Source organism: Campylobacter sp. IFREMER_LSEM_CL2151 (assembly GCF_025771725.1).
Classification (GTDB): domain Bacteria; phylum Campylobacterota; class Campylobacteria; order Campylobacterales; family Campylobacteraceae; genus Campylobacter_D; species Campylobacter_D lari_C.
On the sequence record NZ_JAKMQT010000001.1, the window covers coordinates 37,777 to 53,147 of the forward strand.

14 protein-coding genes are annotated in these 15,371 nt (G+C 29.0%); 13 read left to right on the top strand and 1 reads right to left on the bottom strand.

Going from position 1 to position 15,371, the window contains the following annotated elements; all coding sequences use genetic code 11:
* Positions 1 to 5 precede the first annotated feature (5 nt).
* Positions 6 to 1,328, bottom strand: coding sequence for an apolipoprotein N-acyltransferase (locus L8V82_RS00205; RefSeq protein WP_039628548.1), 1,323 nt, complete (start codon positions 1,326 to 1,328; stop codon positions 6 to 8).
* On the opposite strand from L8V82_RS00205, the gene yajC reads away from it, so the two are divergent.
* The 13 genes from yajC (at position 1,298) to hpf (ending at position 15,366) form a co-directional block, all read left to right on the top strand.
* Complete coding sequence (gene yajC, locus L8V82_RS00210; protein ID WP_039618686.1) at positions 1,298 to 1,573, top strand: preprotein translocase subunit YajC; 276 nt, start codon at positions 1,298 to 1,300, stop codon at positions 1,571 to 1,573. The two genes, L8V82_RS00205 and yajC, sit on opposite strands and share 31 nt — an antisense overlap.
* Entirely contained in the window at positions 1,566 to 3,146 is a 1,581-nt protein-coding gene (secD, locus tag L8V82_RS00215) for a protein translocase subunit SecD (RefSeq protein WP_039628546.1), read from the top strand. Before yajC ends, secD begins: the two co-directional genes overlap by 8 nt.
* Positions 3,146 to 4,117, top strand: a complete 972-nt coding sequence (gene secF, locus L8V82_RS00220) for a protein translocase subunit SecF (protein ID WP_039618682.1) — start codon at positions 3,146 to 3,148, stop codon at positions 4,115 to 4,117. The genes secD and secF overlap by 1 nt, the downstream gene beginning before the upstream one ends.
* 2 nt (positions 4,118 to 4,119) lie before the next feature.
* Positions 4,120 to 4,461, top strand: coding sequence for a DUF6394 family protein (locus L8V82_RS00225; protein WP_039618681.1), 342 nt, complete (start codon positions 4,120 to 4,122; stop codon positions 4,459 to 4,461).
* An 8-nt stretch (positions 4,462 to 4,469) separates the two neighbouring features.
* Positions 4,470 to 6,899 carry a leucine--tRNA ligase gene (gene leuS / locus L8V82_RS00230; protein ID WP_263723593.1) on the top strand — a complete coding sequence of 810 codons (2,430 nt, stop codon included), beginning with the start codon at positions 4,470 to 4,472 and terminating at the stop codon, positions 6,897 to 6,899.
* Positions 6,896 to 7,393, top strand: coding sequence for an LPS assembly lipoprotein LptE (lptE, locus tag L8V82_RS00235; protein WP_263674683.1), 498 nt, complete (start codon positions 6,896 to 6,898; stop codon positions 7,391 to 7,393). The genes leuS and lptE overlap by 4 nt, the downstream gene beginning before the upstream one ends.
* Position 7,394: 1 nt before the next feature.
* A complete protein-coding gene (locus tag L8V82_RS00240) occupies positions 7,395 to 8,762 on the top strand; it encodes a hypothetical protein (protein ID WP_263723594.1) in 1,368 nt (455 codons plus the stop codon).
* Between the two features lies 1 nt (position 8,763).
* Positions 8,764 to 9,933 carry a Mur ligase family protein gene (locus L8V82_RS00245; protein WP_263723595.1) on the top strand — a complete coding sequence of 390 codons (1,170 nt, stop codon included), beginning with the start codon at positions 8,764 to 8,766 and terminating at the stop codon, positions 9,931 to 9,933.
* A complete protein-coding gene (locus tag L8V82_RS00250) occupies positions 9,920 to 10,831 on the top strand; it encodes a M23 family metallopeptidase (RefSeq protein WP_236681191.1) in 912 nt (303 codons plus the stop codon). The genes L8V82_RS00245 and L8V82_RS00250 overlap by 14 nt, the downstream gene beginning before the upstream one ends.
* Positions 10,759 to 11,163 (top strand): bactofilin family protein, encoded by a 405-nt coding sequence (locus L8V82_RS00255; RefSeq protein ID WP_263723596.1) that lies wholly within the window; start codon positions 10,759 to 10,761, stop codon positions 11,161 to 11,163. Before L8V82_RS00250 ends, L8V82_RS00255 begins: the two co-directional genes overlap by 73 nt.
* Complete coding sequence (locus L8V82_RS00260; RefSeq protein WP_263723597.1) at positions 11,153 to 14,092, top strand: DEAD/DEAH box helicase; 2,940 nt, start codon at positions 11,153 to 11,155, stop codon at positions 14,090 to 14,092. The genes L8V82_RS00255 and L8V82_RS00260 overlap by 11 nt, the downstream gene beginning before the upstream one ends.
* Complete coding sequence (locus L8V82_RS00265) at positions 14,089 to 14,769, top strand: endonuclease III domain-containing protein (protein WP_263723598.1); 681 nt, start codon at positions 14,089 to 14,091, stop codon at positions 14,767 to 14,769. Before L8V82_RS00260 ends, L8V82_RS00265 begins: the two co-directional genes overlap by 4 nt.
* A gap of 78 nt (positions 14,770 to 14,847) precedes the next feature.
* Entirely contained in the window at positions 14,848 to 15,366 is a 519-nt protein-coding gene (hpf, locus tag L8V82_RS00270; protein ID WP_039618662.1) for a ribosome hibernation-promoting factor, HPF/YfiA family, read from the top strand.
* Positions 15,367 to 15,371: the final 5 nt, after the last annotated feature.

The following is a 15,371-nucleotide window of genomic DNA, read 5'->3' on the forward strand; positions in this document are numbered from 1 at the left end:
AGTTTTTAAGCTTCATTTTGCTTTAAAAGTTTTTCTTTTATCTTTAAAATCAATATCTCTTTTGGTTTAATTACAGCATTTTCTTTTCCATTAACTGCATGATATATGCTTACATTATAATTGTTTGCATAAAAACGCATTAGAAAATTTTGTAATTTATATTCACTTGAAAAATTAAACCAAGCATTATTTGAAATAGCGATGATGATTTTTGAGTGTTTGTAAAGTTTTTCTTTTGTAGCTTCAAAGCAGATAGCATTAGTGATGAGTTGATTATTTAAAGTATATTGATTTAATTCTTTTCCTTTTGAAAATTCATCAATATTTAAAAGGTATTTTTTAAAAAAGGTTTTAAATATAGGAATTTCTTCTCCAAAAGGTACAAGATAGTGTTTGTTAAAAACTTGTATATTGCCATTATCAAATACATAAGTGCTATTGTATAGATGATTAGGTGTGGTGCTTATAGTACCTGTGATGATGATGATTTGTTTTGATAAATCTTTTAAGGCTTGCAAATAACTTGGTGCTTTATTTAAAGCAAAGGCAAAAGCTGTTTCAGGAAAAACAATTACTTCTTTACCTTCTTTTATGGCCTGATTGATTTGATAAAATATATCTTTAGAATGAGTTTGTAAATTTTCTTGTATGAATTTTTGATCTTGGGAGATATTAGTTTGGATTAATTTATAGTCTAAATTTAGTATTTGCGGTTGTTTTTGATTGTATTGAGCTCCGATTAGAATAAGGATTAAAATAATTGCCATCTTATAATATCTTGAAATGTATTTTTCATAATAAAAATAAGCAATCAAAAACATAGCTATAATGCCTTGATAACTTGCATCAAAGATTCCATATACACTTAAAACACCCCAATTTAGCCAATCAAAACCAAAAGGATGAATAAAACTAAGTAAAAAAATTCCACAAAGTCTTAAAAAATCATATTTAAGAAAAAAACATACTAAAAATAAAAATCCATAAATTAATCCTATTAAGATAATTTCTAAAGGAATTAAATAAGCTAAATCAAAATAAATTGATGATAAAGCTATCCACCAAAACCATAAAATTCCTACAAAAAATCCGGTATAAAAATATCCTACTTTACTTTTATTTCTTAGTAATAAAATCAAACCATATATACTTAAAAATGGTGAAATAAATTCAAAAAGTAAATTTTCAAAAAAAGAAAAATAAATAAAATTTGACAATAAAAGTGCAGAAAAAAAGGCTTTTATTATTTTAAAAGTGGTAGAATTAGAATTTATGAATTTTAAAAAAAGGGGAAGAAATGGCAGAAAACGGAAATATTTGGACTTCATTGTTGCCTCTCATTGTGCTTTTTGCGATTTTTTATTTTTTGGTTATTAGACCACAACAAAAACAAGCAAAAGACCACAAATTAATGGTTTCATCTTTAGAAAAAGGAGATAAAATCATCACAAATGGTGGGATAATTTGCGAGGTGGTAAAACCAGAAGAGGATTTTATCAAAGTTAAGCTTAATGATGAAAATGTAGTTGTAAAAATTTCTAGAGATTTTATAGCAAAGAAAATTGATGCGTAGTGGAAAAATTACTTATAGAAGTATTATTTTCTTTGTAGTTTTTCTTATAGGATTAGTTTTTTCCATACCTTCTTTTATGCAAACCCAAAGTGGTGCTAAGATCAACCTAGGACTTGATTTGCAAGGTGGTTTGCATATGTTATTAGGTGTAGAAGTAGAAGAGGCAGTTAAATCAAAGGTTAAATCCATAGCCTCTTCTCTTAGTTATTCTATCAATAAAGAAGATATTATTGTTGATAAAATCAAAGTAAATGATACTAGTATTGAATTTAGTTTATTAGATGAAAATGATGTAGCTAAGGTTGATTTGTTATTAAAAGACATTAAAGGCTTGGCTATTACACATGAAAATTTACACTACACACTTTCTTTAACCCAAGAAGAAATTAAATTAACTCATGAACAAGCTATTTTACAAGCTGTAGAAACCATTAGAAACAGACTTGATCAATTTGGCCTTGCAGAACCAAATGTAGCAAGATCAGGTGAGGATAAAATTTTAGTCGAGCTTCCGGGTATTAAAACTGCTGCAGATGAGGCTAGAGCTAGAGAACTTATCGCAAAAGCTGCGCATTTGCAATTAATGGAAGTAGATGATGTTAGAATGGATCAGGTAAATAATCTTACCCCAGCTCAAGCTGCTGAATATGGAGACTTGATTTTTGAAGATGCAAAAAATCCTCAAATTAAATATCTAGTAAAATCTATACCTATTCTTGATGGTTCTATGTTAACAGATGCAAAAGTAGGCTTTGCGCAAAGTAATAATCTTCCTGTGATTAATTTTACTTTAAATTCAGAAGGTGCGAAAAAATTTGGAGACTACACAGGAAATAATGTAGGCAAACGCTTAGCTATAGTTTTGGATAATAAAGTATATTCAGCTCCAAGAATTAATGAAAGAATAGGCGGGGGTAGCGGCCAAATTAGTGGCAGTTTTACTGTTGAAGAAGCTCATGATGTGGCCATTGCTTTAAGAAGTGGGGCGCTTTTAGCACCGGTTAAAATGCTTGAAAAAAGAAGCGTTGGACCATCTTTGGGTGCTGATAGTATTAAAATGAGTATGATAGCTCTAGCAGGTGCTTCTATATTAGTTATTGCATTTATGGTGATGTATTATGGTATAGCAGGAATTTTTGCTAATATTGCTTTGGTAGCAAATATTTTAGTGATTATTGCTGTAATGGCTATGTTTGGAGCAACTTTGACTTTACCTGGTATGGCAGGACTTGTACTGACTGTGGGTATGGCAGTAGATTCTAATGTTATTATTAATGAAAGAATTAGGGAGTTATTGCGAGAAGGTGCTAGCATAAGGCAAAGTGTTGAAAATGGTTATAAGCATGCAATGAGTGCGATTTTAGATTCTAATATTACTTCACTTATTACTTCAGTAGTGCTTTATGCTTATGGAACAGGTGCGGTAAAAGGTTTTGCGGTGACTTTGAGTATTGGAATTTTAGTTTCGATGATTACTTCTATTGTTGGAACTCATGGTATGTTTGAAATGTTTATGAACCGTATGGAAAAAAGCAATAACACAAGATTATGGTTTGGATATAGGAGACCTTAATGCAATTTTTTAGTCAAAAACATGTTTATGATTTTATGAGAATGAGATTTGCAGCCATCTCTTTGTCTTTTATTTTATTTTTTGGTTCTATTTTTATCCTTTTTACTAAGGGTTTAAATTTTGGTATTGATTTTACCGGTGGAACTTTAGTGCAACTTCAATACGAGCAAAAAGCTCCTTTGGCTGAAATTCGCAAAGCTTTAGCTATCAATGAAAATTTAAAAGGCGCTAGCGTTACTGAATTTGGTAGTGCTAATGAAGTGATTATTCGTTTTTCAGGAAGTAGTGATAGCTTGGGAAGTGACATTGGAGTAAGTATTGCAAATTTATTAAAAGATACAGGTAAATTTGAAGTGCGCCGTGTGGATGTGGTAGGTCCAAAAGTAGGAGATGAACTGCGTAATAAAGGTCTTATGGCGGTTGGAATTTCTTTGATTGCTATTTTGATTTATTTAGCAGTGAGATTTGAATGGCGTTTTGCTATGGCTTCTATTGTGTGTGAAATTCATGATATAGTCATTACTTTAGGTGCTATTGCGTTATTTGAAATAGATGTAAATTTAGATATTTTGGCGGCTGTTTTAACCGTACTTGGATATTCTTTAAATGATACGATTATTATTTTTGATAGGATTAGAGAAGGTGTTAAAACAAGTAAAAATTCAAAACTTGATTTAATTATCAATGAATCAGTTTCAGCTACTTTATCAAGAACTACTTTAACAACAGGATTAACTTTAATTACTGTTGTAGTGCTTTATTTCTTTGGTGGATCTATGATAGAAGGTTTTGCTCTAACTATGATAGTGGGTATTGTAGCAGGTACTGCAAGTTCTATATTTGTAGCAAGTCCAGCACTTTTATGGTTTAAATTCAGCGTTGCGCAGTATCGCCAAAAAGAATTAGAAAAAGTTAAGAAAAAACAAGAAAAAGAAAAATTAAGAGCGATGTATGAAAAAGGAACGGTGTAAAAATGAATTGGGGTAAGGTTATTTATATCTTTTTTGCTCTAATGAGCTTAACTACAACCGCAGGATTTTTATATGATCAAAATGAAGTTGCATTATTTATTGCAGCTTGTGTGAATTTAATTTCTACTTTATTGAAAATTGGAGTTAGAAATTTCTTAGCAGCTGAATTATTTGCTAGTTCTTTGGTGGCTGATTTGCATTTAATTCCAGCTTTTGCTTTAATACAAATTAATCCAGAAGCTAATGTTATGGTTTATACTTTGGCAATTGGTGCTTTGATAGCTAATATCTTTTCAATGATTTTAGTTATAGTTGATTCAGTAAAAAATCAAGAAGAAAATTAGGAGTGAAAATGGCATATGAAGCAGGTAAAATAGAAAAAAAATGGCAAAAAATTTGGCAAGAAAAAGAATATTTTGAACCAAAAGATGATTTTTCTTTACCAAAAAAATACATTTTATCTATGTTTCCATACCCAAGTGGTAGAATTCATATGGGGCATGTGAGAAACTATAGCATAGGCGATGCTATGGCTAGGTATTATAGAAAAAAAGGTTTTAACGTCTTACATCCTATAGGTTTTGATAGTTTTGGTATGCCTGCTGAAAATGCTGCGATTAAACATGGTATCCACCCTAAAAAATGGACTTATGAAAATATTGATTATATGCAAAATGAACTTGCTTCTTTGGGTTTTTCTTTTTCCAAAAAAAGAATGCTTGCTACTTCTGATCCTTTATATACTAAATTTGAGCAAGAATTTTTCATCAAAATGTATGAGAAAGGGCTTGTTTATACTAAAGAAGCTGAAGTTAATTGGTGTGAGAATGATAAAACAGTTTTAGCAAATGAGCAAGTTGAAGATGGCAAATGTTGGCGTTGTGGGCATGAAGTCATTAGAAAAAAAATGCCAGGATATTATGTAAAAATCACTGCTTATGCAGATGAATTATTACAAGATCTTAAAAAATTAGAAGGAAAATGGCCAAGTCAAGTTTTAACTATGCAAGAAAATTGGATAGGCAAAAGCACAGGGCTTAGTTTTGATTTTGATATAGAAGAAAATGATAAAATCAGTGCAAAAAAAATCAATGTTTTTACCACAAGAGCTGAGACTATTTATGGAGTATCTTACATTGCTTTAGCACCTGATCATGAAATAGTAAATGAATTAATTGATAAAAAATTACTAGATCAAGATATTATAGCTAAAATTCAAAATATACAAAATCAAACACCGCGCCAAAGACAAGCCGCACCAAAAGAAGGATATTTTTTAAATCTTTATACAATCCATCCACTAAGTAAAGAAAAAATTCCTTTATGGGTAGCTAATTTTGTTTTAAGTGATTATGGTAGTGGAGCTGTTATGAGCGTGCCTGCTCACGATGAAAGAGATTATGAGTTTGCAAAAACTTATAATTTGGCTATAAAAAAAGTAATTTATAAAGATGAAAATGATGCACAATGCTATACTTTAAAAGAAGGCGTTTTAACTAATAGCGACGAATTTGATCAACTAGAATGCAATGATGCTAGAGAAAAAATTAGTTTAAAAATTGAATCTTTGGGTATTGGTAAAAAGGTTACTAATTTTAAAATTCGTGATTGGGGTGTTTCTAGACAAAGATATTGGGGAGCTCCTATACCAATGATTAAGTGTGATTCTTGTGGTATAGTTCCTCAAAAAATAGAAAATTTACCTATTACCTTGCCTGAAGATGTGGTGATAAATGGAGAAGGAAATCCACTTGATAAGCATGAAGCATGGAAAGAGTGTATTTGCCCAAAATGTGGCAAAAAAGCGCAAAAAGAAAGTGATACTTTAGATACTTTCTTTGAAAGTTCTTGGTATTTTGCGCGTTTTGCAAGCGATGATAAAACATGGCAAGAAAAAGCAGTAGATGAAAAAAGTGTCAATTATTGGATGAATGTTGATGAATATATTGGCGGTATTGAACATGCGATATTGCATTTACTCTATGCTAGATTTTTCCAAAAAGCACTTAGGGACTTGGGTTATTTAAAAGATGATGAGCCTTTTAATAGACTTTTAACCCAAGGAATGGTCACTAAAGATGGTGCCAAGATGAGTAAGTCTAAGGGCAATGTAGTTGATCCTGATTATATTATAGAAAAATATGGAGCAGATAGTGCAAGATTGTTTATATTGTTTGCTGCACCACCTGCTAAAGAACTTGAATGGAACGATAGTGCGCTAGAAGGTGCGTTTAAATTTATCAATAGGCTTTATGAAAAGGCTATGAGTTTAGAATGTGGAAAATTACAAGAAATTGATCATCAAAGTTTAAATAAAGAAGAAAAATATGCTAGATTAAAAGTATATGAAGCTTTGAAAAAATCTTTTGAAGTTTATGAAGAAAGTTTTGCCTTTAATACCTTAATAGCTGCATGTATGGAGGCTTTAAATGCCTTAAATGCTATCAATCATAAAGAAGTTACAAAAGAAGCTTTTTATATTATTTTAAATATTTTAGAGCCTATTATCCCTCATGTTTGTTTTGAACTTAGCGAGCATTTATTTAAATGTGAAAATTTTAAAGTATTAAAAATAAAAGATGAAGTTTTTGTAAAAGATAGTTTTAATATAGCTATTAGTGTTAATGGTAAAAAAAGAGCACAAATTGAAATAAATTCAGAAGCTAAAGAAGATGAGATTTTAGCTTTAGCTAAAGAAAATGTTGCAAAATGGCTAGAAGGAAAAACCATAGTAAAAGAAATTTATATTGATAAGAAATTAGTAAATTTGGTGGTTAAATGAAAAAATATTTAATATCTTTTTTTGCTTTTTTCATCATAGCTTGTGGATATATTCCATCATCTCAAATGGCAAGTAGGGTTTTGGGTGAAAATGTATTTTTAAAAATTAATATCAGTAAGCAAGATCCTGAAAATAGTGTTTACATAACAGATATTTTAAGAGAGGCTATGCTTAATAAGCTTGGTAGAAAAATTACAGATGAGTATAATGCAGATAGTTCTATTATAGTTACGATGAAAAAATTAGAATTTCATCCTATGGTTTATGATAAAAATGGCTATGTGATTAATTATAAAGCAGAGCTTTATTTGGAGTTTGTGTTGCGTTATAAAAATGGCAAAGAAGAAATCGTAAATACTAAAGGAAGTTATAATTTTGATATTAATCCAAACTCTATCATTAGTGATCAAGCTAGATTTGAAGCGATTAAAAATGCATCAAGTGAAGCTTTTGATGAATTTGTTTCTATTATAGCTATTAGGGGTTATAAATAAAATGGCAAGCCATATCAATGAAATCGCAAAAGAAACATTGATAAAATTAAAAGAGCGTAAATTATATCCAACTCCTGAAAATTATAGTGAGGTGTTTGAAGAGTGTGCCAAAAAAGCAGGAGTTATGAGTCTTAATAAAGCTAGAATAGAAAAATATACTAATCTTTTAGATGATTCTTATAAACAAGAATTAAAAGGAAAAAGTATTCGAACTATTGATGAGTTTTTGATGTTTTTGGTTTCTAGGCTCAATAGGCAGGTAAGTAGAAAATATGAAGATGTTTATGCTTTACTTGGTTTAATCATTCAACAACTTAGTATTAGTAAAGATAAAAAAATCAAAGAACTTGCTCAAATTACTCAACATAGATTATCTCAAGCTATGGATTTAGAAACCATATATCTATTAAGAGCTAAATGGAGAGAACTTGAAAAATCTTATGAAGATCATGAGCTTTTAAAAAAATTAGAAGAATTTAATATCCGAGCGTTTTTGGATTTTCACGCTTTAATAGAAAAACTTATCACTATGTTAAAAGAACGCTCTTATGAAAAACAAGCTGAGCTTTTGCTGGCTTCTTTAGAGCCTTTGTTTGGTGAGAGTAAAGAAGTAGAGCAATTTAAGCAAAAACTAAAAGAAAATCCTAGATTGATTGCTAGAAAAGAATTTGCACATGAATATTGTTTGATGCTACAAAAAAAAGAAGCAATAGATAAATACTATATACAAAAAAATCTTTCTTTTTTTAATCAGCACTTAGAAAGTTTAAATGAAATGGTGTCAAAGCTTTATGATAATAGTCAAGAAGATGTAAAATTTATCAATGCTTTAACTAAAGATGAAAATGGTAATGTGCAGATTAATTTTGATACATTAAAAGATAAACTTTTATATGCAAACGAGCAAATAGCTCAAATTAAAACGCAAATTCAAGCTACAAGTGATGATGAGCAAAGAGAGCAATGGAATCTTGCTCAAGAGCTTAAAAAACTTGATGAAAATTATAAGCTTTATGCAGTTAATTATGCTTTATCTTTCTTTAAAATCAACAATATAGAACATGTTATTAATGCCTATGGTATTGATAGCTTTAAAACTATCAGCGGAAAGTTTAAAAAAATCCTCAAAGATTTATGTAAAAATTTGGCTGAAATTTGGATTTTAGATGAAAGTTCTTATTTGATTATATTTCCAGGTAAAAATTTAGAAAGCGCTCAAATTTTTACAGAAAAAGCTTTAAAACTTATAGATGATTATAAATTTATTTATAAAGAAGAAGTGGTTAAGCTTGTTTTATCATCTTCTTGTATAGAAAAAAAAGAATTTCCAGATGGTGATATTTTAAAAGAATTAATGCAAAAAGCTTAGTATGAAATTCCAACAAACACTCTCACAAAAAACTATGTATGTACAAAAAATCAGTAGATTTTTTATGTTTAGCATGTATGAAAAATATAAAAAATTTATCCCAAAAACCAAAAATATTCAAATTATTGGCACTAATGGCAAAGGAAGTACAGGTAGATTTTTAGCACTTTTACTTTTAGAACAAGGATATAAAGTAGGGCATTATACAAGTCCACATATTTTTGAATTTAATGAAAGATTTTGGTTAAATGGGAAAATTGTAAGCAATGAACTTTTAGAAAAAGCACATGAAGAATTAGAAGGTATTTTTTTAGAAGATATCAAAAAACTTAGTTATTTTGAGTATGCTACATTTTTAGCATTTTTTGTTTTTAAAGATTGTGATTATGTGATTTTAGAAGCTGGAGTAGGTGGGGAGTATGATGCAACAAGTGTTTTTGAAATAGATTTTAGTGTTTTTACTAAAATAGGTTTTGATCATCAAGATTTATTAGGTAAAAACTTAGATGAAATAGCAAGAACAAAACTAAAGGCCATGAGCACTAAAGTTTTAGTTAGTCGCAAGCAAGAGGCAAAAGTATTAAATTTAGCTCAAAAAATAGCTGATTTAAAACAAGCTAGTTTAGATATTAGTGCGTTAGATGAAAACAAGGCTATTTATCCTTATGTGCAAGAATATATTCAAAAATATAATTTAGCGAGTTTTTTAAAAGATAATCTTTTTTTAGCCTTAGAAGCTTTTTCTAAAATTTGTACCAAAAATGAAAAAGAATTAATTTACAGCATTAGTAATTTGCCAAAACTTGATTTAAAAGGAAGGTGTGAGCAAATAAGTCAAAATATTTTTGTTGATGTGGGTCATAATGAAATGGCGGCTTTAGCTTTAGCTGAAATTTTCAAGGAAAAAAAAGTTCATTTAGTCTATAATTGTTTTTTAGATAAAGATTCTTATAAAATTTTAAGGGCTTTAAAGCCTATAATAAAAATAGTTGAAATTTATGAGTATGAAAGCAAAGATAGGCCTTTGGCAGGTTCTGTTTTGCTAGAAAATTTAGAAAAATTGGATATTGCTTATCAAAAATTTGAACAAATAAAAAAAGATGAGCTATATTTGGTTTTTGGTTCTTTTGTATTGGTAGAAAATTTTTTAAGAGGCTATAATGAAAGATAAATTTACGCTAACTATCACAGATGTAAATGGTTCTAGACATTTTTTATTAAGTCAGATTATAAAAAAAGTGATTATTTATTTTACTTCTTTTGTTTTTGTTGTTATAGTTTTAGGTGCTTTATATATTAATTATTTAGCAGACAAACGTTCAGAGCTTTTAAAAGAACAAGAAGCTTTATCAGCAAAAAATACTAAATTATTTTCTCAAAATGAGAGCATGCAAAAAAGTTTAGAGGAAAAAACAGCCTTATATGATGAGCTTCAAACTCAACTTGCAGATATTGAAGAAAATTTAGGTTTAAAGCAAGATGAGAGCTTAGATATACCAGAAAGATTAGAAAAGGTTAAACTTACTAATGATCAAGCTTATTTATTTTTAACACAAATTCCAAATGGTCATGTGATAGAAGATAATGGAATCACAGGTAATTTTGGATGGCGCCATCATCCTATACTAAATAAAAAAGAGTTTCATCCAGGCATTGATTTAAGGGCGGCTTTAAATACCCCCATTTATGCACCGGCAAATGGAGTGGTTGAATATGCTGCATATAGTAATAACGGTTATGGATATTCAGTGATTTTGATCCATAATTTTGGTTTTAAAACAGTATATGCGCACATGATGCGTAAAGATGTTGTCAAAGCAGGACAATTTGTAAAAAAAGGTGATTTACTTGGATATACAGGAAATACAGGTCTTTCTACGGGGCCGCATTTGCATTATGAGGTTAGATTTATTAATAAACTTTTAGATCCTAAGATTTTTATAGATTTAAACCGAAAAAACTACGAACAAATTTTTGAAAAAGAAAGGAGAGTTCCATGGCAATCTTTAATAAAGGCTCTATTGCTACAGTATCCGAAACTACAGTCATTTCAAACGGAGCAAAAATAGAAGGAAAATTTTATTTTGATTCTATGCTTCATTTAGATGGAGAAATCACAGGAGTGATTAATTCTTCTAATGTGATAGTAATAGGTAAAAGTGGTGTTTTAAAAGGACAAGTTAAGGCAAACAAGATAGTGATTAATGGAGTTTTTGAAGGAGAAATGCAAGTTGATTCTTTAGAAATTTTATCCGGTGGTGTGCTTAATGGTAATATCATAGTTAAACAATTAAGCATTGAAAATGGTGGAAAATTTAATGGAAGCAGTAAAATAATTGAAAAAGACGAAGAACTTGCAACTATCGATGTGAGTATAGAAAATTCAGAAAATGCAAGCTAAATTATATGAATATTTATTAAGCAATAAAACTGAGTTAATAGTTTGTGAGAATGATAAAGAAGCAGATGAATTAGCTCAAGTTTGTTTATTTTTAAAATTCAAGACTTTTGTTTTACCTGATTTTAGAGCAGAATTTGGTAGTGATTTACGCTCTTTTTCTAAAGAGCTTTTTGAAATTTGCAAAGTTTTAAATGCTTATCACAAAGAAGATGAAAATAAAATTTTAATTTCCCCTATAAAAACAATCTTACAAAAACTCCCCGGAAAAAAGCATCTCAAAAATATTATTCTTAAAAGAAATTCACTTCTTGCTTTAGAGAAATTTAAAGAAGAAATTTTACATAGTGGATATGAGTTTGTAGATATAGTTCAAGATAAGGGTGAAGTTTCAATACGCGGAGATATTATAGATATTTTTGCAATTAACGAAGAACAGCCTTTTAGAATTTTGCTTTTTTCGGATGAGATAGAAAGTATAAGATATTTTGATATCCATACGCAAAAATCAATTCCAAACGAACTTTCAAAAATTGAAATTTGCCCATTTTTGAGTACTTTTAATCAAGAGCAATATGAAAATTTACAAGAAAAAATTCAAAATTTTCAAAGTCAAAGCATCATTAATGATGTTAATTCTTTGGGTTTTTGGTGTGTTGATGACTTTTGTGATTATTTAGATTTAAATTTTGTGAGTATAAAAAATTTTGATATAAATGATTTTGAAGAAGATATTAGTAAAATCAATCAAAATATTTTGCCTGAGCCAAGATTTTATAAAGATTTAATAAGCTCTTATAATCATGATTTTTTCACTTTTCATAAAGATAAAAAAATTACTGTTTTAGCAAAGAATGAAGCTTTGTTTAAAGCTTTAAATTTACAAGAATTTTCAAATATTAAATTAAAAATATCTCAAGAAAGAATTAATTTAAGCACTCAAGATGAGCTTATCATCTCTTTAAATAAAAAAGAAAAAAATAAAAGAGTTAGAAAAGCAAGTTTGGTAATAGATGAGCTTAGAGTCGGGGATTTTGTTGTACATGAAGATTATGGTATAGCTAAATTTTTAGGTCTTGAGATTATTACAATAGCAGGAGCAAAAAAAGAATTTGTCGCTCTTGGGTATTTAAATAACGATAAGCTTTTATTGCCTGTTGAAAATTTATATATGATTGATAAATATATCGGTGCAAGTGGTGGCGTGCCTTTGCTTGATAAGCTTGGAAAAGGAAGTTTTTTAAAAATCAAGGAAAGATTAAAAGAAAAATTATTTGCCATTGCTTCAAATATAGTTTCTTTAGCAGCGACTAGAGCTTTGATAAAAGCAAAAGAATTAAAAATCTCTCAAGAATTACAAGATGAATTTATCAATAAAGCAGGGTTTTTTTACACTAAAGATCAAAGTCAAGTTTGCCAAGAAATCACTCAAGATTTAAAAAGTTCTCAAGTAATGGATAGGCTTTTAAGTGGTGATGTGGGCTTTGGTAAAACAGAAGTTGCTATGAATGCTATATTTACTTGTGTAAAAAGTGGTTATACGGCTTTGTTTTTTGTACCAACTACTTTACTTTCGGCTCAACATTTTAAAACCTTAAAACGAAGATTTGATTCTTTTAATATAGAGGTTTTTAAGCTAGATCGTTTTACTAGTGTTAAAGAAAAAAAACAAGTTTTGGCATTTTTAAAAGAAAATAAGCCTTGTGTAGTGGTTGGAACGCATTCTCTTTTAGGGGTTGAGTGTGAAAATTTAGGTTTAGTCGTGATAGACGAGGAGCATAAATTTGGTGTAAAACAAAAAGAAAAACTCAAAGAATTAAGTAAAAACTCCCATATTTTATCTATGTCGGCAACGCCCATACCAAGAAGCTTAAATCAAGCTCTTAGTTCTTTAAAATCATATAGTGTTTTACAAACTCCACCTGAGGATCGTTTAGATGTGCGTACCTTTGTTAGAGAAAGTAATGATGCTTTGATTAAAGAAGCTATTTCTAGAGAATTAAGAAGAGCAGGACAGATTTTTTATATACACAATCATATAGCAAGTATTGATGGGTGTAAAAAATATCTTTTAGATTTGTTTCCAAATTTAAAAATTTTAATCTTGCATTCTAAAATTGATGCAAAAACTACCGAAGAAGAAATGATTAAATTTGAAAATAAAGAATATGATTTATTGCTTTGTACTTCTATAGTTGAAAGTGGTATTGATTTGGCAAATGCAAATACTATTATAGTAGAAAATTCAGATCGCTTTGGTATGGCTGATTTGCACCAACTTAGAGGAAGAGTAGGGCGTAGTGCTAAGCAAGGATATTGTTATTTTTTGATTGAAGATAAGGAAAAAATCACAAAAGATTCTTTAAAAAGACTTACGAGCTTAGAGAGTAATTCTTATTTAGGCTCAGGAAGCGTGCTTGCTTACCATGATTTAGAAATTCGTGGGGGTGGAAATTTATTAGGTGTAGATCAAAGTGGGCATATAGAGCAAATTGGTTATAGCTTGTATCTTAAAATGTTAGAAGATGAAATTAATAAGCTAAGTAAAAAAGAAGAGACTAAAGAGAAAAAAATAGATTTAAAGCTTAACATCAATGCCTTTTTAAATAGTGAGTATATTAGTGAAGATCGTTTGAGATTAGAACTTTATAGAAGACTTAGTAAATGCATGAGTGTTAATGAAGTTTATGAGATAGAAAGTGAGATGAATGATCGTTTTGGAAGGCCTGATATTTTTACTAAGCAGTTTTTGGATTTAATCATTATAAAAATTTTAGCTAGCAAGCATTATAAACTAGTGAGTAATTATGAGCAAAATATTTGTTTTGTAAAAGATGATGAGAGTAAGGAAGTCATTAAGGCAAAAAGTAAAGACGATGATGATGTGATCGAGGCTATTTTGATGCATTTAAGAAAGAATGAAAAAGCATGAGCGGGTATGAAATTTTTAAAGTTTTAGTTAATGCAAATATTGATTATCAAGATTTTGAGTGGCTAGAAAATAATACTTTAAGCGAGTTTGAAATTTTAATTTCTGTGGTTTTAACTCAAAATACAAACTGGAAAAATGTATTAAAAGCTTTGACAAATTTAAAACAAGCAAATATTACTAAGATAGAAGATTTGTTAAATTTAAATACTCAAGATTTAGCGCTTTTAATAAAGCCAAGTGGATTTTATAATACTAAGGCAAAATATATTAAAAATTTTACTCAAAAATATTTCCAAGATTTTAATTCTTTTGAGTTTTTTAAAGAAGAAGTAGATAGAGAATGGCTTTTGAGTATTAAGGGTTTTGGTCAAGAAAGTGCAGATGGAATTTTAAATTATATATGTAAAAAAGAAGTTTTAGTAGTTGATGCTTATAGTGCAAAAATAGCTAATTATTTAGGTTATGAGTGTCAAAGTTATGATGAGTTGGCAGATTTTTTAAAAAAGGACATAGCTAAAAATCAACAAGAATTGTGTGTTTTACTAAAAAAAGAATGTAAACTATACGAGCTTTATCAAATTTTTCATGCTTTAATTGTTTCTTTTTGTAAAATGCATTTTCAAGGTAAAAAACTTTCAGCAGATGGTGCGCTTATTTTAGATCCTTTAAAATTTTAAATTTATTTTTTATTTAAAAAGTTAATTTTTTACGATTAAAGTGCTATAATGTATTTAACTTCATAAAAAGGAGAAGTAATGAATACAAGTATAGTTGGAAAGCAATTTGAGCTAACTGAATCTATAAAAGAGTATGTGGAAAAAAGCTTTGATGCTTTAAGTAAATATGGCTTAGATGTGATTTCTGCACGTTGTGTTATAAGTGCTGATGAAAGGCATGGAAAGAAAGGATTTTGGGCTGAATTTAGCATTAATCTAGCTGGTATTAATACAGTGGTTGTAAAGCAAAAGGATAAAGACTTATATGCTGCTATAGATTTAGCTATTGATAGAATTTCTAAGGTTTTAAGAAGATTGCATGATAAAAATATTACCCATAAGCATCAAGATGAGATAAAAGAAAATTTAGTATTGCCAAGTGTGATTGAGGAAGATGAGATAGTTCCAATGGAGCTTGAATTATATAAACCTTTAGAAATTGAAGAAGCATTGGAAAAATTAAAAGCAAGTAAGGATATATTTTTAGTTTTTAATGACATCGATGCAAAAATGAGGGTTTTATATAAGAAAAAAGATGGTAAATTTGGTTTATTTTAAAAAAT